The organism is Cohnella endophytica (assembly GCF_003628305.1).
Classification (GTDB): domain Bacteria; phylum Bacillota; class Bacilli; order Paenibacillales; family Paenibacillaceae; genus Cohnella; species Cohnella endophytica.
In genome coordinates, this window is sequence record NZ_RBZM01000002.1 from 447,291 (window position 1) to 470,249 (window position 22,959).

17 protein-coding genes are annotated in these 22,959 nt (G+C 51.0%); 2 read left to right on the forward strand and 15 right to left on the reverse strand.

Annotated features, from left to right (window positions below; all coding sequences use genetic code 11):
* Positions 1-133 precede the first annotated feature (133 nt).
* Both D7Z26_RS04270 and D7Z26_RS04275 read right to left on the reverse strand, forming a co-directional pair.
* Positions 134-685, reverse strand: a complete 552-nt coding sequence (locus tag D7Z26_RS04270) for a double zinc ribbon domain-containing protein (protein ID WP_120974819.1) — start codon at positions 683-685, stop codon at positions 134-136.
* Positions 686-813: 128 nt separating this feature from the next.
* Positions 814-2,859 carry a beta-galactosidase gene (locus D7Z26_RS04275; RefSeq protein ID WP_120974820.1) on the reverse strand — a complete coding sequence of 682 codons (2,046 nt, stop codon included), beginning with the start codon at positions 2,857-2,859 and terminating at the stop codon, positions 814-816.
* A gap of 129 nt (positions 2,860-2,988) precedes the next feature.
* Here D7Z26_RS04275 and D7Z26_RS04280 point away from each other — a divergent pair, with 129 nt between their 5' ends.
* Complete coding sequence (locus D7Z26_RS04280) at positions 2,989-3,825, forward strand: AraC family transcriptional regulator (RefSeq protein WP_120974821.1); 837 nt, start codon at positions 2,989-2,991, stop codon at positions 3,823-3,825.
* Here the strand turns inward: D7Z26_RS04280 and D7Z26_RS04285 are convergent.
* From D7Z26_RS04285 to D7Z26_RS04320, 8 genes are all read right to left on the reverse strand, one after another.
* A complete protein-coding gene (locus tag D7Z26_RS04285; RefSeq protein ID WP_158602185.1) occupies positions 3,804-4,556 on the reverse strand; it encodes a DUF1361 domain-containing protein in 753 nt (250 codons plus the stop codon). The genes D7Z26_RS04280 and D7Z26_RS04285 overlap by 22 nt on opposite strands.
* A 151-nt stretch (positions 4,557-4,707) precedes the next feature.
* Entirely contained in the window at positions 4,708-5,340 is a 633-nt protein-coding gene (gene gspM, locus D7Z26_RS04290) for a type II secretion system protein GspM (protein ID WP_120974823.1), read from the reverse strand.
* Positions 5,324-6,886: a pilus assembly protein PilM gene (gene pilM / locus D7Z26_RS04295; RefSeq protein ID WP_120974824.1), complete on the reverse strand. Its 1,563-nt coding sequence runs from the start codon at positions 6,884-6,886 to the stop codon at positions 5,324-5,326. Before pilM ends, gspM begins: the two co-directional genes overlap by 17 nt.
* A gap of 7 nt (positions 6,887-6,893) precedes the next feature.
* Positions 6,894-7,658, reverse strand: coding sequence for a prepilin peptidase (locus tag D7Z26_RS04300; protein ID WP_120974825.1), 765 nt, complete (start codon positions 7,656-7,658; stop codon positions 6,894-6,896).
* Between the two features lie 70 nt (positions 7,659-7,728).
* The gene (locus D7Z26_RS04305; protein WP_120974826.1) at positions 7,729-8,217 is read right to left on the reverse strand and encodes a type II secretion system protein; all 489 of its coding nucleotides are present in this window, start codon (positions 8,215-8,217) and stop codon (positions 7,729-7,731) included.
* A 32-nt stretch (positions 8,218-8,249) separates the two neighbouring features.
* Positions 8,250-9,458, reverse strand: a complete 1,209-nt coding sequence (locus D7Z26_RS04310) for a type II secretion system F family protein (RefSeq protein WP_120974827.1) — start codon at positions 9,456-9,458, stop codon at positions 8,250-8,252.
* Positions 9,458-10,507 (reverse strand): type IV pilus twitching motility protein PilT, encoded by a 1,050-nt coding sequence (locus D7Z26_RS04315; protein WP_120974828.1) that lies wholly within the window; start codon positions 10,505-10,507, stop codon positions 9,458-9,460. Before D7Z26_RS04315 ends, D7Z26_RS04310 begins: the two co-directional genes overlap by 1 nt.
* A gap of 16 nt (positions 10,508-10,523) precedes the next feature.
* The gene (locus tag D7Z26_RS04320; protein ID WP_120974829.1) at positions 10,524-12,188 is read right to left on the reverse strand and encodes a GspE/PulE family protein; all 1,665 of its coding nucleotides are present in this window, start codon (positions 12,186-12,188) and stop codon (positions 10,524-10,526) included.
* Between the two features lie 329 nt (positions 12,189-12,517).
* On the opposite strand from D7Z26_RS04320, the gene D7Z26_RS04325 reads away from it, so the two are divergent.
* Positions 12,518-16,477 carry a DUF5057 domain-containing protein gene (locus D7Z26_RS04325; RefSeq protein WP_158602186.1) on the forward strand — a complete coding sequence of 1,320 codons (3,960 nt, stop codon included), beginning with the start codon at positions 12,518-12,520 and terminating at the stop codon, positions 16,475-16,477.
* A gap of 77 nt (positions 16,478-16,554) precedes the next feature.
* Here D7Z26_RS04325 and D7Z26_RS04330 read toward each other — a convergent pair whose 3' ends face one another.
* From D7Z26_RS04330 to D7Z26_RS04350, 5 genes are all read right to left on the reverse strand, one after another.
* Entirely contained in the window at positions 16,555-18,381 is a 1,827-nt protein-coding gene (locus tag D7Z26_RS04330; RefSeq protein ID WP_120974831.1) for a hypothetical protein, read from the reverse strand.
* An 11-nt stretch (positions 18,382-18,392) separates the two neighbouring features.
* Positions 18,393-18,908, reverse strand: coding sequence for a PulJ/GspJ family protein (locus D7Z26_RS04335; protein WP_120974832.1), 516 nt, complete (start codon positions 18,906-18,908; stop codon positions 18,393-18,395).
* A complete protein-coding gene (locus D7Z26_RS04340) occupies positions 18,877-19,479 on the reverse strand; it encodes a type II secretion system protein (RefSeq protein WP_120974833.1) in 603 nt (200 codons plus the stop codon). Before D7Z26_RS04340 ends, D7Z26_RS04335 begins: the two co-directional genes overlap by 32 nt.
* Before the next feature lie 304 nt (positions 19,480-19,783).
* On the reverse strand, positions 19,784-20,767 hold the full coding sequence (locus D7Z26_RS04345; RefSeq protein WP_120975024.1) for an aldo/keto reductase: 984 nt from the start codon (positions 20,765-20,767) through the stop codon (positions 19,784-19,786).
* Positions 20,768-20,937: 170 nt separating this feature from the next.
* Positions 20,938-22,947, reverse strand: a complete 2,010-nt coding sequence (locus tag D7Z26_RS04350) for a glycoside hydrolase family 15 protein (RefSeq protein WP_120974834.1) — start codon at positions 22,945-22,947, stop codon at positions 20,938-20,940.
* Positions 22,948-22,959: the final 12 nt, after the last annotated feature.

A 22,959-nucleotide genomic window follows, 5' to 3' on the forward strand; every position in this document is an offset into this window, starting at 1 on the left:
CACTAGTAATCGTAACTTTCGATTAGAAAAAGCTTGGATTGCTGTAAATAAACTTCATTAATAACCGCAAATAAAAAAACCGAGCGGATGTCACTTATCCGCTCGGTTCCTTATTTCGTTCGTGTCGAACTCGTTATTGCGTCGCTTGCCCGCAAGCCGGGCAGAAATGGCTATCCGCATAGAGCGGCGTACCGCAACTCTTGCACACTTGACGTTGATCCACGCGAACAGCTTCTTCCGAGACTTCGCCATCCGGATAGTCCGCATGTTCCGATTCCGGCAAGTAAGGGTCTACTTGAATCGGATCCTTGACGATTACGGGATCCGGGAATCGATTGCCGCAGGAAGGGCAGAACTTCGTATCCGCGGATACCCGATTGCCGCAAACGCAATCCTTCTCGTTGCGTATCGCCTTGATCCGGTCGTTAAGAGCGGAGATCTCTTCTTGGATGGCCGTGATTTCGGCGCATCTGGGGAGAACCTTCGCTTCGGCTTGGGACAAATCCTGGACCTGATAACCTTCGTATACGGATTCGCCGATAATCGCGAACAATTTTTCGATTTCTTTGCGTTTACCGGAGATTTGGGCGTTTAACCTCGTTACTTCCACCGTTTGCTGCGCTTTCTCGGTCGCCGTCGAAACGCCTTTGCTGACGGTTTCCTTCAAGTTCTTAAAGAAACTCATTGCACTTCACTCCTCTCTCTTGCTTATTATCTCATACGAAGAGTCATTACACATGGTTCCTCAATCCCAATAAATTAAACCGCGCCCCCTGCCGGATAGACAGAAGAGCGCGGTTAGCCGTTACTGGGTTATTTTACCGTCTTTATGATCCATAGATCCCTGCCGGCTAACTCGGCCGAACCGGACAGCGCGCGCCCGGTTAGCATATCCGTTCCGGATTGTTGTCCGAGATCAACGACAACGGAATTCGCGTTATGATTCAAAACGAACAAATAGCCTTCTCCATCCTTCTCGCGAAGCGACGCTTCCACGCCTTGCTGCGCCACGCCCAACAAAGGTTCGATGCCGCTGGCCGCACACAAGCTCGGAAGCCAATCTTGGAGGAACGCGGCTTCCGGACTCGTCGCCACGTACCAAGCCTGACCGTTGCCGAATTTGTTCACCGTTAATGCAGGCATGCCTTGATAGAAATCTTCGCCGTACTCCGCGATTACCTCCGCGCCTTCGGAGTGGATCAGATCGCAGAGCATTCCGCAGACATAGGAATTCTTAATCCCATGAGCCGGGGAATTCAATCGAATGCGGTTATTCTGGGACGGCAACAACGCGTCGATTTCCTCCGACCAAATCCCGAGCAGCTTGCGCAGCTCTCCCGGATAACCTCCGAGCGTCACGATATCGTTCTCGTTGACGATCCCGCTGAAGTACGTCGTAACGAACGTCCCTCCGTCTTGCACGTATTGTTCCAACCGATTCGCGACGCCGGGCTTAATCATATACATGACCGGGGCAAGCACGAGGCCATATTCGCTCAGATCGGCATCCACCCCCACGACGTCGACGGCAATGTTGGCTCCATAGAGAGCGGCGTAATACTTATGAAGCTCTTCCACGTATTTCAACGCGACCGTAGGTCCGCTCGACAATTCAACCGCCCACCAGTTGTCCCAGTCGAACAGAATGGCTACTTTCGCTTTTACCCGGGCGTCCAGCAAACAATCCCCAAGCTTGAACAACTCCGCCCCTAGCTCCGCGCTTTCCCGGAATACTCGGGTGTGTTCGTGGCCGACATGCTCGATGACCGCGCCGTGATACTTCTCGCACGCACCCACGGAGCGGCGCAATTGGAAGAACATAACCGTATCCGCGCCGCGCGCGACCGCTTGGTAGCTCCACAAACGCATAACGCCTGGACGCTTCAACGAATTGTATGGCTGCCAATTTTGCTGACTTGGCGTCTGTTCCATAAGCATGAACGGCAGGCCATCCTTTAATCCGCGCATCAAGTCGTGCATCATTGCCGTGTAACTATAAGGCGTGTCCAGCGACGGGTAGTTATCCCAAGAGACCACGTCCAGATGCTTCGCCCACTTCTGATAATCCAGCTCTTTGTACGCGCCCATCAGGTTCGTCGTAATCGGCACCTCGGGCGTATGCTTCTTAATCGCATCGTACTCCAGCTTATAACAATCCAGCAGGCTATCCGATTGGAAACGGCAATAGTCTAGCGAGATGCCTTGGAAATTCGTCGCCGTACGACCGTTATAACCTCTCCATTCCTCGCTCAGCGAATTGGGCGGCACGATCTCTTCCCATTCGTAGAACGTGTGCCCCCAGAAGCTCGCGTTCCAAGCTTGGTTCACCGCCTCGATAGAGCCGTATCGTTGTTGCAGCCATACGCGAAATGCCGTAGCGCAATTATCGCAATAGCAGTAACCGCCATACTCGTTGGAAATATGCCAGATCAGCAGCGCCGGATGATCCTTGTACCGTTCCGCCAATTTATCCGCCATCCGAACGGAATACTTGCGGTACGTCGGACTATTCGGGCAACTATTGTGGCGTCCTCCGAACTTCCGCTTGCGCCCGTCGAAATCGACCCTCAGCACGTCCGGGTACTTTCTCGCCATCCAAGCCGGATGCGCCGCCGTGCTCGTAGCTAGGCAAACGCCGACCCCGTCCGCGCGAAGCTTGTCCATCATCTCGTCGAGCCAGCCGAATTCGTACGTTTGCTCGTCAGGTTGATTGTTCGCCCATGCGAATACGTTCAGCGTCGCGACATCGATTCCCGCGAGCTTGAACATCCTTAAGTCTTCGTCCCAGACCGGCTTCTCCCATTGGTCGGGATTGTAATCCCCGCCGTACCATATTTTCGGTTTCCGTTCGTTGATCATATCGGCACACCTCGTTTATCGAATATGGATATCGTAAAATGTCGCTTCACCGTTTATTATAAGAGTATCGAATTCCCGTTCCTATATAATAAATAAGCTATCGCATATAACAATATGGAGGTTTTCCGCATGTTGCGAAGAACCGTATATCCGACGCCGGCGGAATCGTTGCCCTTGCAATTGGAGACGATCGGACTTAATCCGGAGCAAGAACCGATTCAACGTCCCGATGGTTACCCGCTCTTCCATTGGTTGCAAACGATCGAAGGCGAAGGCGAATTGAATGTGCAAGGCAAGCTGCATAAACTTCCCGAACGCTCCGGCGTTCTGCTACATCCTAATGTCGAGCATTCCTACTCCGCCAAGAGTTCGAATTGGAAAACCTATTACGTTACCTTTACCGGAACGCAAGCCGTCCGATTCGTCATTGAATTGCTCGGCGCCCCGTCCGACAAAATCCAGTGGGATCGGGACGACGACGAAATTACGATTCAGCTAGAGTGCATCCTACAGCTAGCTGAATCAGGCTCGGACCCTTCCGGTTGGAAAAGCTCGGCCGAGCTTTATCGTTTCCTGACGCTACTCAAGACGAACGGGAGAAAAAACCATCTCCCTTCGATATCCCGGAGGCTGGAGCGAATCCAGCAACTGCTCGAATGGCTGGAAACGCAATACGCCAACCCCGAAGTAGGGTTGGCGATGATGGCCGAGCGTTTACATATCGGAGAAAGGCAGCTTAACGAGCGTTTCAGAGAGCTATTCGGGCAGACGGCTTACGCTTACTTGATCCAGTTGCGACTGCGCAAGGCGAAAGAGTGGTTGCCCGCCCGACCGGACTGGACCGTACGCAGAATCGGCGAAGCCGTCGGCTTCCGCGATGCCAGCCACTTCGTCGCGACCTTCCGCCAGAAGGAAGGCATGACGCCTGAACAATACCGCAGACTTCACGGTCCTTCCTTGGGGTAGGCTTCTCCGAAGGAGCGACTCGTCATGGCGTAACGGTTGCGATGATTGCCAAGCACGTATAAAGACAAGTAAATAATCAAAATAAAGATACCGAATAACATCGTAAAAATAAACGCGCGGCGATTGATGCCCTCGATGACGCCCTCGATAAGCCGAAACGGACTGAGAACGTCCCAGCTATTCAACCGAACGACCCGACCCAGATAGACGCCGAATCCGCCCAAGAAAGAGACTACGAGAATGAAAATCCAGCCCGCGAACACGTTCGAATAGTAACTGACGATCGCATGGAAGTGTCGCATGGAAAGGTAACCGAGCAGCAACCCGCACCACGAGAACAGGAAGAAGAGCACGAGATCGTACCAAACGAGCAGATCGTCCTCGCGATTATAGATTCGATAACGATTGCTGAAAATGAGATGTATAAAGTCAGTCGTTAAATATGGTGCATTCGGATAAAGGAGCAACCACGCGACTCCGAGCACGACAAGCCCGACCGTGAGCGTGGAGCGCCGTCTCGTCACTCGGATGAAAGCCAAAGCCGTCATCGATACGGCGAGAGGCAGCCAAGCAAGGAACAGATTCCACAACAGAAAACGGTACTGCACGTACTCCAGTTGATTAGCCCTGATGACGATCAGGAACGCGCACAGTACGGACGTGGCGGTTAGAACGTAAAATAAAGGATTTACGATCGGCGTTGCGATTAGCGGAACTTCCTTTTCCCTCATCCGGTCCATCACCTTCCTCGTCGGAAAATTTCCACAATATACATATTGTATCATTTTAACCCTTGTCGCACAAACCTCCCCTCTTTTCGACAAAAAAATCCCGGCAAGCCTGGCTGGCTTACCGGGATCCTATCTTATCGAAGCTTTTCCGTTAATCGTTGTAAGGCTGCAACACGTGGTCGACCATATCGCGGTAGGACGGATCGTAAAAAGCGGTAAACGCGACGTTCACGACGATCGGCTTGTCTATCGCCGAAGCAACCGGTTTACTAATATCGAAAGTATCGATCGAGATCAAGCGCGGAAGCTTTTGCACCTGATCTAGCCAAGCGAGGAGCGAAGAATACTTGCCTTCAAGTACTACATTCACTTTAAGCTCTTTTACCGACGGGTAAGGATTCGTTTCTCCTCCGATGATCGAATAGAGCGTATTTTTGTTATCGCCGCCTTCTCCCCCGCCGGTCGCGAACGTTACGTTCTGCAAGTCGATGCCGTTCGCCTTGTCGATTTCATTTATATCCAATAGCACTTGCTCGGTATTGTCCGTTAGCGGAAGCGCGGCTTGAACTCGATCCTGGGAGTATTCGCTGCGCGTCTCCTGTTTCTGCTCGACCTTCGATTGCACCAAGTCGATCTGGCCCTGAACGCGAGCGAGCTCCTCTCGGTTGGCAGAAATCTCATCGGACGTCGGCTGAATAAGCAGCAAGTAGAATAGAAGCAGCAGAATAAACAGAAAAGCAAAGCCGACCATGGCAACGGAGCGGTTTCTACGAATGATTTCCATTGACCTCTGCCTCCGTCTTCTTGAATTGGACCGAATAGATCGCCGTTTGTTTCACGATTCCCGGAAGTCTCGCCGTTGACGGGGCTATCGCCGAGGTTCCGCCATCATCGGAATTAGAAACCAACAGACCGATCGTTTCCTTCGTCAAGCTCTGAAGCTGGGCTCCGGAAGCGAACGACATCGATCTTAAGCTGAACAAATAACGGGAGGCATCTTCGACGCGGCTCACCGAGACCGTCAACGTTATTTGGTCGGACTGGCTATAATGCAGCGTCTCGATGTCGCTGCCCTCGGGAAGCTTGTTGCTTAACTCCTCCATGATCGCGACGGCGTCTTTGCGGTGCTTTTGCACTTCCGAGATGACCTCGATCGGATTGCTGCGTACGGAGGATTGAGCTTGCTGGTTCCTCGCGATCAGCTTGTTCTCTAGACTCGACAGCTGCTCATTGCCCGATTGAATGCTTTCCTTTTGGTCGGCCAATGTCGACTTGTTATCGAAATACGTATATCCCGCTGCGGCCATGCCGAGAATCCATACGAACACCGCACTCGCAAGGATCAGTGGCAAGAGCTTCGCCTCGCGGTCATGACCGGGCAGCAAATTAAGCTTCTCGGGCTCCGTCTGCGGAATCGCGAGTCCGATCGCCATGGCGCTGGCGGCGACTTCGGAAGCGGCGGAGTTCGAGAAGTATTCTCCAAAATCGACAAGTTGGATATCGATTTCCGATTGCGCTTGCTGGAGTTCGGCTAGCAACTGGAGGGATCCTTCTTCTATTCCCGTGATCAACGCTCTTTGAATTCGGCTATTGCCATCATAAATGCTGAATTGATAGAAGTTCAGCATCCGAGAAATTTCCGCCATGATTTCGGCGAGTTTACCGGCATTTAAGCCCTGTTCATCTTCGTCCGTCAGATCGTTCAGAGGGATAGCGCGCACGAATACGGGCATGCCTTCGTGGAACATGTGAATTTCTAAGTTGGATGCTTCCCGATTAACGAGCATCGTCTCTCTCAAAGGTTCTTTCTGGACCGTCGTGATCGCTCTCGCTAGCGCCGTAGCCGTCAGCTCCACGCCTTTTACCTTAAGTCCGGCGCCTTCCATCAGGTGAATGTAAGCTTGAACGATCTGCCGTGACGCCGCAAAGACAAGGATATGCGATCCCGTATCGTCTTTATCGATCGTGACGTAGTCGAATACCGGGTCCTCGAACGGCAAGTGAAGCGTCGTTTCTACTTCCAAACGTACGAGCTGGGAAATTTCTTTGGCGTTAACGCTCGGAATCGTTAATCTGCGAATGATGATCTTCGAGCTCGGGATCGAGATCGTAACGGAATTGCCTTTTAATTTCTGCGATTTTACCCATTTGGCGAGCAGTTCTTGAAGTTGTTCCTTATCGACGATCTGATCGTCATTGAACATTCCGGGGGGAAGCGGCAAGTAACCCGAACGTTCGACTTCCCATTTTTTGCGTTTCTTGAGCTTCACGAACCTTACGCCCGACTCGTCCAAGGCAATCCCGATGGACTGGGCGGCAGAATTAAACATTACGAATTCACATCCCACTTACGATAATGGATAAATATTTGTCTACGATATTCGATCCGTACCCATAAGCGATTATCGTCCCTCCCGCGAGGAAAGGACCGAAGGGCATCGGTTGTTTGCGTTGTATGAGTCGTAGGGCCAGCAGCGAACCTCCGACGATCGTCCCTACGAGACAAGCGATCATCAGCGCCAGCAGTACATGAGGGAAACCGACGACAAAACCGAAAAGGGCGAACAGCTTTACGTCCCCCATTCCCATGCCGCCTCTAGACAGCCATGCGACGAGAAAAAGAATAACCCCTCCGACTAGCGCGCCTAGCAAGTGATTCAGAAAGGAATGCCAATCTGCTAACAATTGCGCTGCTACGAGAAGCGGAGCGAAGAACAAGAGCAATCGATTCGGGATTCTCATGAATCTCAAATCGGAAATCGTAACAATGAGGCATAAGCTTACGAGAATAAATCCGATTAGCGCGTTCCAAGTTAATCCGAATCGAAGATAGACGCCCGCGAATAGTATTCCGGAAGCCAGTTCGCCTAGCGGATAGGCGGCTGAAATTCCGGTCTTGCAATATCTGCATTTCCGCCCGGCCAATAGATAGCTCGCAACCGGAAACAGGTCGATCGCCTTCAGTCGCGTTCCGCAATTCGGACACTGCGAAGGCGGGTAAAGCAGGGATACGCCGGACGAAACCCGGATCGCTACTACGTTGTAGAAGGAACCAAGGGTTAGGCCGATTATGAAGATGTATAACATAATTAGAAAAGTCATTTGATGGCGTCTCTTTCAAGTGATTATGGAGCAAGAACCAGCACCAGACTGGTTCTTGCTCAAATTTAGATTATGGAGAAGTAGGTGCTGTGGTAACTGGCTTTCCTTTTCCAGCAAGTACTTCTGAACCTTTATAATAAATCGTACCTGAAGCTGATGTGATCTCAACATAAAGTAAGTTACCAGTTCCGTTAAATTTAACAGTGCCTCCGGAAATAGTAGACTTATCACTCGGCAATGTAATGTTTTTATCCAAATAACCCTTATCTTGTAAGTTAATCGTTTTATCCGTTCCTTCTCCGGTATTAGTAGCGATGTACACCTTTGCGTCCTTAAACACACCATTTTCCTCAGAGGTAATATAAATTCTCGCTGCATCATAGATTTGACGCGCAGTTGCAATGTCGGAATCATCTTTAGACGACTTGATAATATTCCCAATCAAAGGAATAGCAATCGCAGCGATAACGCCCAAAATAACGATAACCGCGAGCAACTCGATGAGGGTAAAGCCTTTCTCTTCCTTGCGCAATCTTCTTAATACAGCTGTTTTCAACATCGTAAAAACCTCCACTTTTTTTATACTTTTTCTCAACCCATCTTGCTATATAAGGTGAACATCGGCAGCATGATCGCTGCTACAATGACTCCAACGATACCTGCGAGGAACACGATCAACAGAGGCTCGATCAGGGACTTCAGACGATCGACGGTGTTGTCGACGTCCATCTCGTAGAAATCGGCGACCTTCGCCAACATCTGGTCGAGAGAGCCCGTTTCCTCCCCGATCGCGATCATCTGCGTGACGAGCGGCGGGAATACCCAAGCCTTCTTGAGCGGTTCGGACAGCGGATTACCTTGCCTCAGCGAATCGGCCGAGCTGCGGATGAATCCGCCGATAATCTTGTTGCCAACGAGTTCTTCCACGATGCTCAGCGATTGCAGCACCGGCACGGAGCTCGCGTATAAGGAAGACAACGTGCGCGTCATTTGCGCGATAGCGCCTTTCTGCTTCAGCTTGCCGAAGATCGGAATTTTGAGTTTGGCGTAATCGATCCACAGCGAACCCTTCGGCGTACGCTTGATCGCTTGATAAGCGACGATCAGAGCGACGGCGCCTAGTAGCCATAAGTACCATTGGCTCTCCACGCTTCTGCTCATCGCGAGAACCATCTTCGTGATAAAAGGAAGATCCGCGTTCATCGACACGAACATTTGCTCGAATTGAGGCACGACGGCTTTAAGTAAATAAATAACCGCTGTAATGGCCAGAATCCCGACGATCGTCGGATACGTCATCGCGGACTTGATTTTCTCGCGCGTCGCGTGCTGCTTCTCGAAGAAATGAGCTAGCCTGTCCAGCGTTCCTTCGAGATCGCCGGACTCCTCCCCCGCGCGAATCATGTTCGTGAACATCGGCGGGAATATTCGCTTATGCTCCTGTACCGACTGGGAGAAAGCGACTCCCCGAAGCAGCCCGGCATGAACGTCCTGCAAAGCTTTGCGCAACGGTTTACTCTCCGTCTGGCCGGACAGGATGTCCGTCGCCTCGACGATCGTAACTCCCGCGCGGATCAATGTCGCGAATTGCCGACAATAAATGATGAAATGCTCGTTCTTGACCGGATTACCGATGTAGATCTCCGAGGAAAGAATCGAGGTTCGGTGCTCGTCCAACGACAATACGACGAGGCCCCTCTTGCGCAATTCCTCCATCGCCGACGACTTGGTTAAAGCCGTCAGCTTTCCTTTGAGCTGCTTGCCGTTACCGCTCTTCACATGATAATTAAACTCCGCCATTAGCTACCTACTTCCGCCAAGAAGGCTTTAGCCGCCAGCGGCTCGATCGCGCCCTGCTGCAGCAATTCCTTAATCGACATGTCGAGCGTATGCATGCCGAGTTGCCTTCCCGTCTGCATGACGCTCTTGATCTGATGGACTTTCTCCGTGCGAATCAAGTTCGCTACCGCGGTTGAATTGATCAATATTTCCGTCGCGCATGCCCGGCCCTTGCCTTGCGTCCGTGGAAACAAACGCTGAGAGATAACCGCGACGAGAACCGAAGCCAATTGCGAACGAATTTGCGCTTGCTGGTGCCCCGGAAAAGCGTCGATAATCCTGTCGATGGTCTGAGGCGCATCGGTCGTATGCAGCGTAGCGAACACGAGATGCCCCGTCTCCGCGGCGGTAACGGCAGCGGAGATCGTCTCGAGATCCCGCATCTCGCCGACGAGAATGACGTCCGGATCTTGCCTGAGCGCAGCTCGCAAACCATTCGAGAAGCTTCTCGTGTCGCTACCGACTTCTCGTTGATCGATTATCGAACTGCCATGCGCATGCAAATATTCGATCGGATCCTCAAGCGTCACGATATGCTTTTTCTCTACGCGATTAATGTGCTGAATCATCGCCGCAAGCGTCGAAGATTTGCCACTTCCCGTCGGTCCCGTCACGAGTACGAGCCCTTGAGGTTTCAACGCGAGAGAGGCAAGGATTCCGGGAAGCTGCAGTTGGTCCAGCGTCGGTATCGAGGTCGGAATCGTCCGAACCGCGATGCTAACTTTGCCTCTCTGGCGGTAGGCGTTGATCCGGTAACGGGAGATTTCCTCCAGCTCGTAAGAGAAATCGATCTCCCCCGCTTGACGGAATTTTTCCTTCTGTTCGTCCGTGATCAACGCGAATGCCATCGCTTCCGCTTGTTCCCCCGATACGTTCTCCTCACCTACCGGTTGAAGCATACCGTTTATCCGTACGATCGGCGGCGAGCCTACCGTAATATGTAAATCCGAAGCTTTCCGTTCATGCGCCGTCCGGAGCAACTCGAGAATGCTTTCCCCTGATTTCGCCAAGTCCGTTCCCCCTTGCCTAATACGCGATCGTCTCGCGCAACACTTCCTGAACCGTCGTAATTCCTTGCGTAACTTTGGCCAGTCCGTCGTCCATGAGCTGAATCATTCCTTGACCCCTGGCAGCTTCCCTCAATTGCTCGATCGTCCCGTTAGCGTTAATCAGCGTACGTAACGAGTCGTTGATAACGAGCACTTCGTGAATCGCGACGCGCCCCCGGTATCCCGTCTTGTTACAGCTTCCGCAACCGGAACCGCGATGCAAGGCTTCTACCTTCAGCCCCCTGCTCTCGAGCATGATCCGCTCTTGTTCCGTTGGTTTGTATACCGTCTTGCAATCCGGACAAATTCTCCTAACCAAGCGCTGGGCAACGATGCCTAGCAACGAGGAAGCGATCAGATACGGCTCGATTCCCATATCGCGAAGACGCGTTATCGAACTGACGGAATCGTTGGTATGCAGCGTCGTAAGCACCAAGTGACCGGTGAGGGAGGCTCGGATCGCGATCTCCGCCGTCTCCGAATCCCGCACCTCGCCGACCATCACGATATTCGGATCTTGCCGCAAGATTGAACGCAGGCCCGACGCGAAGGAAAGTCCGATAGACGGATTGACATGCACTTGGTTAATGCCGTCGAGTTGGTACTCGACCGGGTCCTCGACGGTGACGATATTGACATGATCCTGATTCAGATGTGACAAAGCGGAATATAACGTCGTCGTCTTGCCGCTTCCCGTCGGTCCGGTAATTAGCAATATGCCGTAAGGTTTTTCGATCATGGATCGGAACGACTCGTCATTGCGGGCACTAAAACCCAGACTTTCGATCGATTTGACGCCCGTGCTCAAATCTAGCAGCCTTAGAACGATTTTCTCTCCGTGAATCGTCGGCAACGAAGAAACCCGAACATCGACCGTCTTGAGATCGAATTGCAACGTCATCCTGCCATCCTGAGGCAGCCGCCTCTCGGCGATGTTCAGTCGGGCCATAATTTTCAGCCTTGCCGTAATGAAGCCTTGCATCCCTTTGGGGATTTGCCGTTCCGTCCTCAGCACTCCGTCTAGCCGGTAGCGGATAGCCACGCTGTTTTCTCCGGGATCGACGTGGATGTCGGACACTTTAAGCTGAACGGCTTGTTGAATCATCTGATTCACTAACCGAACGATCGGAGCATCCTCGTTCATGATCTCCGTCTCGCGAATCTCGTCTTGCGTCGGCATTTCCACCAGCATCTGGCTCATCGTATCCTGCAAGCCGTAGTGACGCGCGATTGCCCGCTGCAGTTCTTCTTTGCTCGATATCGCCGGTTCGATGCGGAAACCCGTCGTCATTCTCATTTCTTCGATCGCGAAATAATCGAGCGGGTCGGCCATCGCCACAAGAAGTTTGCTGCCCTCCTTCTTGATCGGGATCGCCATGAAGCGCTTCGCCAAGCTCTCGGGAATGATCTGCGCGACCGAAGGATCGATCTGATATTTAAAGAGGCTGACATGAGGAATGCCGAGTTGGAATTCCAACACTTCGATCAGCTGCTGCTCGGTTATGTAACCTTGATTGATGAGTAAATCGCCGAGCTTCTGCTTCGTCTGACGTTGCTCCACGAGCGCTCGTTGCAAATCCTCGTCCGAGATAATGCCGCTGTCTACAAGCAAATCTCCCAATCTTTTTTTGACAATCGCCATACTAATAACCCCCTATTGCCCGACAAACTATCGATCATGAACGTCGCTGACAAGTCATGGTTCTATTTTCCTATAATATAATAATAGTTATAGCACGCAAGCCTTAATTTGTGCTACACTTTTTTTGGAGTATTTTGTTAATTGATGCTAGTTAAAAACCGGGTCACAGAACGATTCATCCTTGTAAATATGGGATTCGCGGTAATTCGACACGCTTCGAGAGAATACGTGAAATTTTGTTCAGAAATTGTTTAGTGACAACGTGTATCATTTATTAGTTAATTAATAGGTACATAGAACTAATAGTGTGAAAAAAGAGGAGGATGAATATGAAAACAACTTTGCGTACCTACATAACCTTGGTTTTGGTCGTCACGATACTAACCTCTCTGATGGTGACCGTCCGTCCCGATCAAACGAACGCTGCAGCTAGCGACCCGGCAATGGAAATCCGAGTCCTCGAGATTACGGAAAACGGAAGTTCGGATATTTACTCTTTGCTTAAAGATTACTCGAACCCGAAATACGTCATTACGACGATGAAAATGAAGAAGTTCGTCGCCTTGCGCGACGAAATGGACGGTACTTACGATGCCGTTTATATTGGCAAAGGCGTATATAACTCTACGAAAGCGACGAACAATACGCACAATACTTCGAGCATCGAGAACGATATCACGAATCTTAAATTCAACCAGATTAAGCAGTTTTATATCGATCGGGGATTGCCGGTTATCGTATATAGCCAAACGACCTCCAACGGAAACAACAGTAACGGAGCCCTCTACCAGAACACGGCAGGCATCCTTCGTACTTCCTTGCTAGATTACGTGTCCAAGAACGGTTCTAACAATGCTAACGTCGATAATAAATACGTGCCGGTCAGCACGAAGGAAAACGTTAGTTTCATAGGCACGGACGAGCTATCGGACAAAACGAAATTTTTGACGAAAACGAAATTGAACACGAACGGCATGCTTAAGCCAAGACTGGTCCTCAAAAGCTCGCCGACCGACTACAACGCGAACCAAAGCGCGATCTATAAAGCAGGCGACACTCTCTCCTACACCTTCGACGTCATTAACGCCCCGAATCTGGCCCAAGGCAATCTAGTCGCCAATCTTTACTTGGGAGTCGACAGCGTTCTGAAATTCGGTTCCGATCAACTCGTCGTCGCCGGCCAGAAGATTACCTCCGGAACGGGTAGCGTCGTTAGCTTCCGTCTGCCAAAGGGATATTCCGGGTTGCATTATTGGAAACTCGAGCTAGTGGATCAGACTACGGGTTTAAGAGATGTAGCCATCGGCGTTATCCGCTTCCGGGACGAGCAAACTCCGATCAAAGTGCTTCAAGTGCTTCCGAATAACGGAGACTCTAGCAGCTTGCTCAAAACTAACAATATGAAAACGGCCTATTTGAAAACGTTGGATTACGATATCGCGATTACGGTAACGGATATCGGCACCTTCAACAACGGCGGTTACAAAAACCTTAACGGCAATTACGATATGCTGATCTTCGGATTCACGGACAGCTACAACTCTAACGCTCCCATTAACCAAGAAGCCTCGACCGCGGTTAATAGCTTCATCAAAACGGGACAGAGCGTCATGTTTACGCACGATACGATCTATCAAGGAAACGAGAACTGGATCACCTACTTCCAGAAAGCCACCGGACAGAGCGAGAACAAGACGAATATGGGACTCAACGCGCCGCATACTTCGACGACGACGACAAAAGTCAACGAAGGTTTGCTCACCCGGTTCCCGTTTAACATCACGAGCACTACTCCTACGGTAAACACGACGCATGACCAGTATTTCCGGTTGAATCTCGAGGACGAGAAGCTCGTCCCTTGGTACAACATAACGAGTTTGCCGGGCGACAGCGATCAACGCGACAGCGACGACAGCTGGAACCACTACTATACGTACTCCTATGGAAACGTCACGTATTCGGGGACGGGCCATACCAATACGAACTTCCCCGATTGGGAACAACAGTTATTCGTTAATACGATGTACCGGGCGTTCATCGGATCGAATCACGCGCCAACGCTTAACGTCGTTTCGCCGATCGATTATGACACGTCAACGAACAAGAACGTCGTTCTATCTAACAACGATATTTTGATCAATTACTCGGCAACCGACTTCGATCTGATCGATCGAACGCTATTCACGTCCGTCAGTTACGTCACCAAAAGCACGGGAAGTTCGACTTGGTCGAGTTCCGTAACGGCGATTCCTACGCAAGAAATTATGTCCGGACAATTCATAAACCAATCTATCGCTAATCCGCTTCAGAACGGCGGAGACATTAAATTCACGATTGCCGCGCGCGACAAGAGCGGGGCAATGACCTCCCAGATCGTTAACGTCAAAGTCGTTAAAGCCGTCTCTAATCTGGACGTTGACCGCAGTTTGTCCGATAACGTCAAGAACGGTAAATTAGAGATAAACAAAGACGTTACTTTGACTTACACCATTACGCCTAAGAAAATCGCTTACGACCCTACCGTTACGGCCAGCTTGCTTACGGTAAACAATATCCGTATACAGGAAACGTTCCCTGCGAACCTGGAGATCATATCTTCCAATATTTCCTCGACGGTAACTAATAAAACCCTAAACGGAAGCTTGACTTCCGGCTATACGCTTAACGGAACCCTCCCTTCGATTACTTATACAAGGTCGGGAGACTTCTATATCGCAAATCCGATTACGTTCCAGATCGTAGCCACGCCGAAAGCAAACGGAAACTATGCCCTGACGAACTCGAACTTGAACCTCAAAGACTTTGTCGTCGGCAGCAGCACGCCGATCGATCGAACGCTTCAATTCGCTTCGCTCGCATTCGAGGCGGTAACGAAGCATAAGGGCATGAAGATGGACGACATCACGATCGTGAAGGATGATATATCGAAGCTCATCGTTACGCCCACACCGTTCGACGTAACAAACAAGAATTACGATTGGGTTTCCGATAATCCATCGGTCGTCAGCGTCGGTAACGACGGTACGATTAGAGGATTGCAAGCAGGCATAGCCCGTGTCACGGCTACGGTAACGGACGAGAGCTTGGGGACAGATGGCAGACTAATTTCCGCTACGGCAACTGTCAACGTTCTCGAACCGGGTATTAATATCCTAGGACTGAATACAGTAGACGTTGGTCGACAAATCGGGCTGGATGTCGTACCTGTACAGCTCTCGCAGGGGGAGAAAATTCTAACTTATGCTTGGTCGCTCGATTCCAATAAAGCTCAGTTGGCATCAAGCACTGGTGGGCCGCACAACACGTTAACGGGAGTTAGCGAAGGAACCGCTACGCTCACCGTAAGCGTCACGACGAATAAAAATCGGACGTTAACATCGAGTCCTTTTTCCGTAGAAGTGGTACAGCCCGTTACCTTAACGCTTCCTAACGAAATCCACATCGGCGCCGGTCATACTCGGGACCTGTGGAGCAGCGACTTAGTCGTCGATCCTGCGGCAATGAAAAATAATACTTCAAAATTCACGTGGACTAGCAGCAATACGAGCGTGGCGCGTTTCAATTCCTTCGGCCAAGTGACGGGGCAAGCCGCGGGCACGGCGACAGTGACGTTGACGTACAAGCGTACGGAATCCGCGACTCCGGTTACCGCTTCCGCCCAAGTCGTCGTCGTGGACATCTCGGCTCCGGCGGAATACACGATCAAAAACGGATCCGAACTAAAGCTGTTAGACCTAACGATAGATCCTGCATTAAGGTTGTTGAAGGTTCAGCCAACGGATAGAGCGAGCGACATCTTAAGCAAACTGACTTGGAGCGCGGAAAACAAAGGGGTTGTAACAATGGACTCCAATGGTAAAGTATCCGCCAAAAAACCGGGAATCGAGAATGTATCCGTCGCTTATAAGCAATTCCCGAGCGGTCCCGAGGTAGCTTCGAGAACGATCAAGATCAAAGTCGTGAATCTATTGTTCAACAAAGATAGTTACCCTCTTTACTTGGGGGACACTGCCTCTTTGAAATTAAAAGATGAATTAGTCGTCTTCCCTAGCGAACTGAAAGACACGGTTCGCAATGCAGTAAAGTGGAGCAAGGAAAACGGCAAAAACTTCGTGGACATCGACAGCAGCGGTAATGTAACCGCCAAAGCAGCCGGCAAACAAGAAGTGTATGCCGAATATACGTTTAGCGATAACTCGAAGGTTAAATTGACCGTAATCATCGATGTTTTGAAAGTCTCGCCTCCAGGCGGAGGAACGAATCCGAATACCGGCGGAGATCGTTACTAATCCCGCAAAGCAACCAAAAAACCTCCGATTCCTGATAGAAGGATCGGAGGTTTTTTTTGGGTTGATTACACGTTCGCTTACTGTTCCGCAAAGTGTTTCTTGCCGCTATACAAGTTGATTCGTTTGACCCGCGGCAAGCTGGAGTTCTGATTATTAATCAGATCTTCTTTCCACTCGATAATTAGCCTTGATCTTGCATAGTTATTTTCCTTGGGATCGGGGTTCGCGTTCTCCGACGAAAAAATGATTGCCGGATTAGCCTCATCAAGATTCTGCTCGGCATTCCCAATCGTGGCATTTACGGTGAGCTCGCCCTTGGAGAAAAAACCTCCCTTGATCCAGAACGCGGAGCCCACTCCGTATAGAGAGGCTTCTTGATCGGTGTAGAAGTAAGCATCCATGATAGCTGGATTACCAGCGCTCAGCTCATTGTAGTTGGTTACGATTGGATTAAAGGAATCGAACCGGTGAATATTGATCGGTCCCTTCGACAACAGCACCAGTTCCTTCTCGGTTCCATTATCGTTCATTCCTTTGATCACGGCATCCTCGATCGTAGTAGTTCCAAGGGCGATCACCGTAGCATCTACATTCAATTTCCCTTTGATGGTGACATTGCCCGTTACAAGGAAGTTGCCCTTCAATTGAACCGGATCGTCAACTTGATTGTTGATCGCCAAGTCGCCGTTAATGATAAACCAATTACTCTTATTCCCTTTACCGCTAGAAAGCGGAGAATATTGGCTTTTGGCTAAAGAACTGTACGTCAATTGCTTAAACTCCGATGCCGCGTCCAACAACAATGTGCCATTGTATAGCGTGGATTGCGACCATTGCCCGTTCATCATCTTGACGTAAGCTTTTCTGGCTTCGATATACCGTACGACCCCATCCGCGTCGTCCTCATCCGTATAGAAATCTTGGCTTACCGGCGCTTTAGCGACTCCAATCATCTTGTTAGTCAATAAATATTGAAAGAGTGCGGGTCCGCCATTATTGTTAAAAATGCTAGCATACGAACCGCGGTTGGTTTGGTCCACCCCTGCGGCTTCAACCGCTTTGTCAACGAACGTTTCTCCGATATTCATCTCAACGAAAGCCTTATTGTCCTGCAGTTCAAAGTTCTGCAAAGGAATTCCGAGAATCTTCTGCACTCGCTCGCCAAGATCGGTGTCTCCCTTGCCGAGGGCGACGTAAGTACCGCATGCGTCCGAGCTATTGCCCCGATCGCAATAGCGGATATCGCCAAGACTTTGTACGAAAGTCGTCTTCCCTGCCGCTACTCTCGGGAATAACGTACTCTTCGTCAACGGTTTGCCATAGTACTTATAATCCGCTTCGTTCTTGATCCTTAATTGCTTGCCCGCATATAAGTTTCCTTTGATATAAGCTCCGCCGTGAAGATTGACGTTATCCTGAGAGCCCATCGCGTATTTCAGGAAATCGGGAAAGGCGTCTACCATTATTTCTTGAACAAGAGTTCGCTTTACGCCGTCGACGTCGGCAAGGGCGGACAGTTTGATGACGTACTCTTGTTTACCCGGCGGTAGCGTGACGTTAATGTCGGTAATCCGCGCAAAGGCATTAAGCGTATCCGTAATTTTAATATTAGACGAGATCGTCCGGTCTTTGATTTTCGACTCGATCGCGCTCATATCGCTCTTAATCTGATCGAACGAAATATCGGTACGATTATCGTATTTCGCGTAAATGTACGCGACGGCTTCCGTTAGCGCCTTTTCTGCCAGTTCCAGGCTCTGCACGTCCTTTTCCCGCGTCACCGATCTTTGAGCGCCGCCAACCGTCGCGCTGAGTATGGCTAAACCGATCATCGTGAATACGAACATCATGAACACGACCAATAGCAAAGCCGACCCGCGTTCTTCTCGAATCATTCCCCGCATTCCCTGCACTCCTAGAATCCGAATTTGCTTTCCAGCTTCATTTTTTGCGGCTTGTTAGCGTAGGATTGCTCCAGCACGAGCTTGATGTCCACCAAACCCGTCTTGCATTTCGAAAGTCCGCCGCAGTCCACTGTAATACTGGAATCGGAAGAAATTCGAGATTGCAGCTCCACTAACACCCCTTCTCCCAACCCGATATACACTTTTCCGTCTTTGATTAGAATGGAGTGCTTATCTGCCGGCCTTCCGTCAACCGTCTTACTCAGCGACACTCCTACCGAAGCATTGCTGGGCACGGACACTTCGTCCGGACCATACTTATACATTTCCGTAATAATCGATGACATGACCAAGTCCGCTTCGTCTCGCAACGAATTTTCGATCGTAACGCGATGATACGAGTTGAATCCGAATGTAATGACCCCGTAGATCGTCGCCATGACAAGCGAGAGCAACGTTAGCGAAGCGATAACCTCGATCAAGCTCATTCCCCGGTCATCCTTCAATCGGTTTGCGAATTTTCTCATTCGAGATGTATCCCTCCACTTCCGTGCGATCCCGTTTATTTCCGTTCGTCTCCTTGCTTGCCGCGACGACTTTGATCGGAATCAAATACTTGGTCAAGTCGACGTTATCCGCGGCATCCGACGCCGGGAACATTCCCGTTTCCAACTCGACTTCGAGCATGTAATCCCTGCCGTTCACGCTAGGAGACAGGACATCCAGCAAATAAGGAATCCGATTAAACAGAGCCGCCGAATCGGTCGCTTCGACCGAATCCGTCTTGCCGATGCAGGTGACGGAATTCGCTCCTTCGCCGTTTTTGTTGCAGCCCATGGTGGTCAAGGACGGGTGTTTGGAGAAATAACCTTTGAACTGCTCGAAATCTTGTTTTTCTACGAAAGCCAGCGCGTTCCTGGCCAGATTAACGACGACCGTCTTATTCTGATTGCCTTTGGCGTGCGACATCGCGTTCACGAAAAAACCGGTCATCGCCAGTGAGGCCACGGATAGAATCGTAATCGCGCCCAAGATTTCAAGAAGCGTGAAGCCCTCCTCGTCGCGAATGCCAAACGCCGCGCGCACCCTTCTAAACATCGGAAATCTACCTCTTCCACCCTACGTCTATCGAACTATGATTATAGGGACTTTTTAACTATATTTTATCATAATTTTGGAAGATTGTCCCGATAAAACGCGAGAACTTGCTTGCTCTGAAATCTATGAATCTATTTCTTATATGGGAAGGAAACGCGTCGCTTGGGTGCGCTGCAGTTGGAGTTAGTCAAACTATTTTGCTAACCGAGTCTCGCTCAGCCTCGACAGAAAAATCCTCATCCCCGGAAGACAACCAGGAATGAGGATTTGAATTCAACAAACTAGTCTATTAACTAACTCTAGTTCAATAGGACCCGCGAATGTGCGGATGAACTTGCGTTTCATAGAATGTTCTTAGCCGAGTCTTCTCTTCCTCGGTAAACGACGGTACGCCTTGCGCCGCGAGATTGTCTTCGACTTGACGGGCGTTCTTGAAGCCTGGAATTACGCATGTAATCTCCGGTTGATCAAGAATCCACCGCAACGAAGCGCGCGTCATGCTATCGCGTCCATCGGCGATCCAAGCAAGTTCTCGCGCCAGCTCGACGCCCTTGACGAACGGCAAACCCGCGAACGTCTCGCCGACGTTAAAATGCTGGCCGTCGCGGTTAAAGTTCCGATGGTCTTCCGCTTCGAAGGCAGCATCCGCCGAGAACTTGCCCGTAAGCAAACCGCTCGCGAGCGGCAGACGAACAAGCAAACCTACGCCGCGTTCTTGCGCCTTGGGCAGCAACTCCGCCATAGGCTTCTGACGGAAAAGGTTAAAAATAATCTGAAGCGCTTGAACGCCCGGCTGTTCCAGGCAATACAGCCCTTCTTCCACGCTTTCCACGCTTACCCCGTAAGCGCGGATCTTGCCTTCGGCTTGAAGCTTGTCCAGAACGCCGAACACGGATCCTTCCTTCAAGATTGCGAGCGGCGGACAATGGATCTGATACAGATCGATCGTCTCGCGTCCAAGACGATTCAAGCTGGCTTCGCACCATTCCCTTACGCGCGCTTCGGAATACGTTGCCGGATCGTGAATATCTCCGGCGCGGCAGAACTTCGTAGCGACGGCGATGCGGTCGGTCTTGCCTTTCGTCGCTTGCGCCAGCAAGCGCTCGCTTTTGCCGTCCCCGTAGACGTCCGCGGTATCGAAGAAGTTGACGCCTTCGTCCATCGCTTTATCCAATGCGCGAAGCGACTCGCTCTCGTCCGTTTGTCCCCAAGAGCCCCCGATCGCCCACGTACCGAAGCTGATCTCGCTTACGTTTATTCCCGTCTTTCCTAACGGCCGATAGTCCATTCCCATTCTATCTCCCTTCTATGTAAGCCAATCCCGCTACTAAATAAATCCAAACTCATCCTCTCCATTGTAACATCCGAAGGGGCTTTACCGCACGCAAAGAAGAGCCGCTCAACGTATGGAATTCACGATAGCGGCTCTTTGACTTGAAGCATACTTCAAGTTACGACTTACACCCAGCCAACATTAGGCTTATTCGAGCCGACAACCGCCCCCGCTGGGGACGTCAACTGCTCCTGCTTGCGCACGTACTTGCACACCGTCGACACGTACGTCGCATGGGACCAAGTGAGCGGCGCGACGGAGAGAGGCTCGCCCGTCTCCGGGTGCACCTGCTCCGGAAGATTCCCGCCGGGCAAGGCGAATGTCGTAACTTTCTCCAACGTTTTTCTGGGTTCTTCCAAATCCTCGACCGTTTTGGCGATCTCGATCTGAAAGTTGGCGACCCATAGCGTGCAGATGATCCAAGGGTTTCCCGGCACTTTGGCGATATCCTCGGATTGGCGGAAGTAGTAATCGTTCGTATATCTTGCGATGCCGCCTACGTCCGTGTGAATTCGCAATTGATCGGAGATCGCCCACATCGTCCGAGACACCCGATCGTCTTCCGCCGGGAACACGCCGAACTCGAAAAGTCCGAACAAGCTGCTCTCCAGCGTCATGTCCTTCTCCCATTTTCCATCCTGGAAAACGATGCCGCGCGCATAACGTCCCGCTTCTTCGTCCCATAGATGCGTGACGATCCCTTGCTTGATCTGCTCCGCGACGGCGCGGTACTGATCGCTGCGGTCGTAATCGCCGAACAGATCGGCGAAGTAAGCCGCAGACATCAAGCCCCCATACACGGAAGCGACCGTATACGTCCAAATACCGTAACGTTCTTCCCACAGATCGTAACTCGGCTTAGGTAGCCCCAAATCCGGTTCCATGTATGAGCACAGAAACTCGGAAGCTTTGCGAATCAAGGCTCCGTACAACGCTTGAGGCAACTCGATTTCCCCATGACGCGCGTAATCCTTCCACAATGCGTACAGGACGAGCGCCGTTTCGTCCTCTTGGATCGGCAAGCGGGGAACTCCGTTCACGACATAGGGATGCCAACTGGAGCCGACCGTACCGTCCGGATTGTACTTATGGTGCAAATAACCTTCCGGCGATAGGTACTTCCCGCAGAAATGGAAGAAAGGAGAGATCGTCCCGTGATACCCCGCCAACGACATCGCGTCGGCGATCAGCGCGCCGTCTCGCGGCCACATGTAGCTGTAGTGGTCCCGGTTATACTGAAGAATATCCGTATCGTTCGCGGCCAAGATGGCACCGCGCTCGTCGATCTGAGTTCTAACGATGAGCAAGCTGTGCTTAAACTGGCGAACGACTTGAGCCGGCAAATCCCCGAAGCTATCCCCTACGCGCGACAACCAATGATTCCAGTAAATGACGATCCGGCTGAGCAGTTTCTCCGGATGGCTTTCTTGCACGTATTGATCTAATCGTTTGACTTCTTCCATGTCGGAGCCGACGGACATCCAATAATAAACCGTCCTCTCGTTGCCCGGAGGGACGTTCGTACGGAAGCTGATCGTGCTGTCGACGGAGCCTTGAGCGATGGCATTGCCCATGAGATCCCCGTCCTCCGCGTCCCGCCAAGTTCCCTCGGCCGAATGGAATCGCTTGATCCCGGTCGAGAATTGGTAGATGCCGCCCATCTCCGACTTGCCGTTAAACATGAAATAGGAGGAGCGTTTGAAATGGAACAACGTGCGGTTACCGGGATAGAACGCGGCCGTGTCGCCCACTTCGTTGCCGTCGATCATCAGGTCATGATGGAAAAATATCCGGACGTCCTTCTCCGTATCGCCTAAGTTGCGGACGACGACTCGTTTCAGATAAATGCATTCCCTCTGATGGATTCCGTCGTTTAACTGCAACTCGATCCCAAGGCGCTCATGGCGAGCGGTCACGTTCGTGACGAGAGAATCTTCGATGTATCCGAGATCGAAGATCCATTCCGGGTCTTCCAGCCATGCGAACGCGCCGTCGCACCATACCCCGACACGGCAAGCATGCCCGCCGACGTGGTTCAACTGCCCGACGAAGGGAAAATAAACATCGCGAATATAACAATTGTTGTCTAAGTTAACGAGCATTTTTCCATTTCCGATGACTAGATGACGAGCCATTACGATCCCTCT

Coding starts and splice junctions, on each gene's coding strand:
- D7Z26_RS04275 (WP_120974820.1), bottom strand. CDS start 2,859: ATGATCAACGAACGGAAACCGAAAATATGGTACGGCGGGGATTACAAT.
- D7Z26_RS04330 (WP_120974831.1), bottom strand. CDS start 18,381: ATGCGGGGAATGATTCGAGAAGAACGCGGGTCGGCTTTGCTATTGGTC.
- pilM (WP_120974824.1), bottom strand. CDS start 6,886: ATGTTTAATTCTGCCGCCCAGTCCATCGGGATTGCCTTGGACGAGTCG.
- D7Z26_RS04325 (WP_158602186.1), top strand. CDS start 12,518: ATGAAAACAACTTTGCGTACCTACATAACCTTGGTTTTGGTCGTCACG.
- D7Z26_RS04285 (WP_158602185.1), bottom strand. CDS start 4,556: ATGAGGGAAAAGGAAGTTCCGCTAATCGCAACGCCGATCGTAAATCCT.
- D7Z26_RS04270 (WP_120974819.1), bottom strand. CDS start 685: ATGAGTTTCTTTAAGAACTTGAAGGAAACCGTCAGCAAAGGCGTTTCG.
- D7Z26_RS04300 (WP_120974825.1), bottom strand. CDS start 7,658: ATGACTTTTCTAATTATGTTATACATCTTCATAATCGGCCTAACCCTT.
- D7Z26_RS04340 (WP_120974833.1), bottom strand. CDS start 19,479: ATGTTTAGAAGGGTGCGCGCGGCGTTTGGCATTCGCGACGAGGAGGGC.
- D7Z26_RS04305 (WP_120974826.1), bottom strand. CDS start 8,217: ATGTTGAAAACAGCTGTATTAAGAAGATTGCGCAAGGAAGAGAAAGGC.
- D7Z26_RS04350 (WP_120974834.1), bottom strand. CDS start 22,947: ATGGCTCGTCATCTAGTCATCGGAAATGGAAAAATGCTCGTTAACTTA.
- D7Z26_RS04280 (WP_120974821.1), top strand. CDS start 2,989: ATGTTGCGAAGAACCGTATATCCGACGCCGGCGGAATCGTTGCCCTTG.
- D7Z26_RS04310 (WP_120974827.1), bottom strand. CDS start 9,458: ATGGCGGAGTTTAATTATCATGTGAAGAGCGGTAACGGCAAGCAGCTC.
- D7Z26_RS04320 (WP_120974829.1), bottom strand. CDS start 12,188: ATGGCGATTGTCAAAAAAAGATTGGGAGATTTGCTTGTAGACAGCGGC.
- D7Z26_RS04345 (WP_120975024.1), bottom strand. CDS start 20,767: ATGGACTATCGGCCGTTAGGAAAGACGGGAATAAACGTAAGCGAGATC.
- D7Z26_RS04335 (WP_120974832.1), bottom strand. CDS start 18,908: ATGAGAAAATTCGCAAACCGATTGAAGGATGACCGGGGAATGAGCTTG.
- gspM (WP_120974823.1), bottom strand. CDS start 5,340: ATGGAAATCATTCGTAGAAACCGCTCCGTTGCCATGGTCGGCTTTGCT.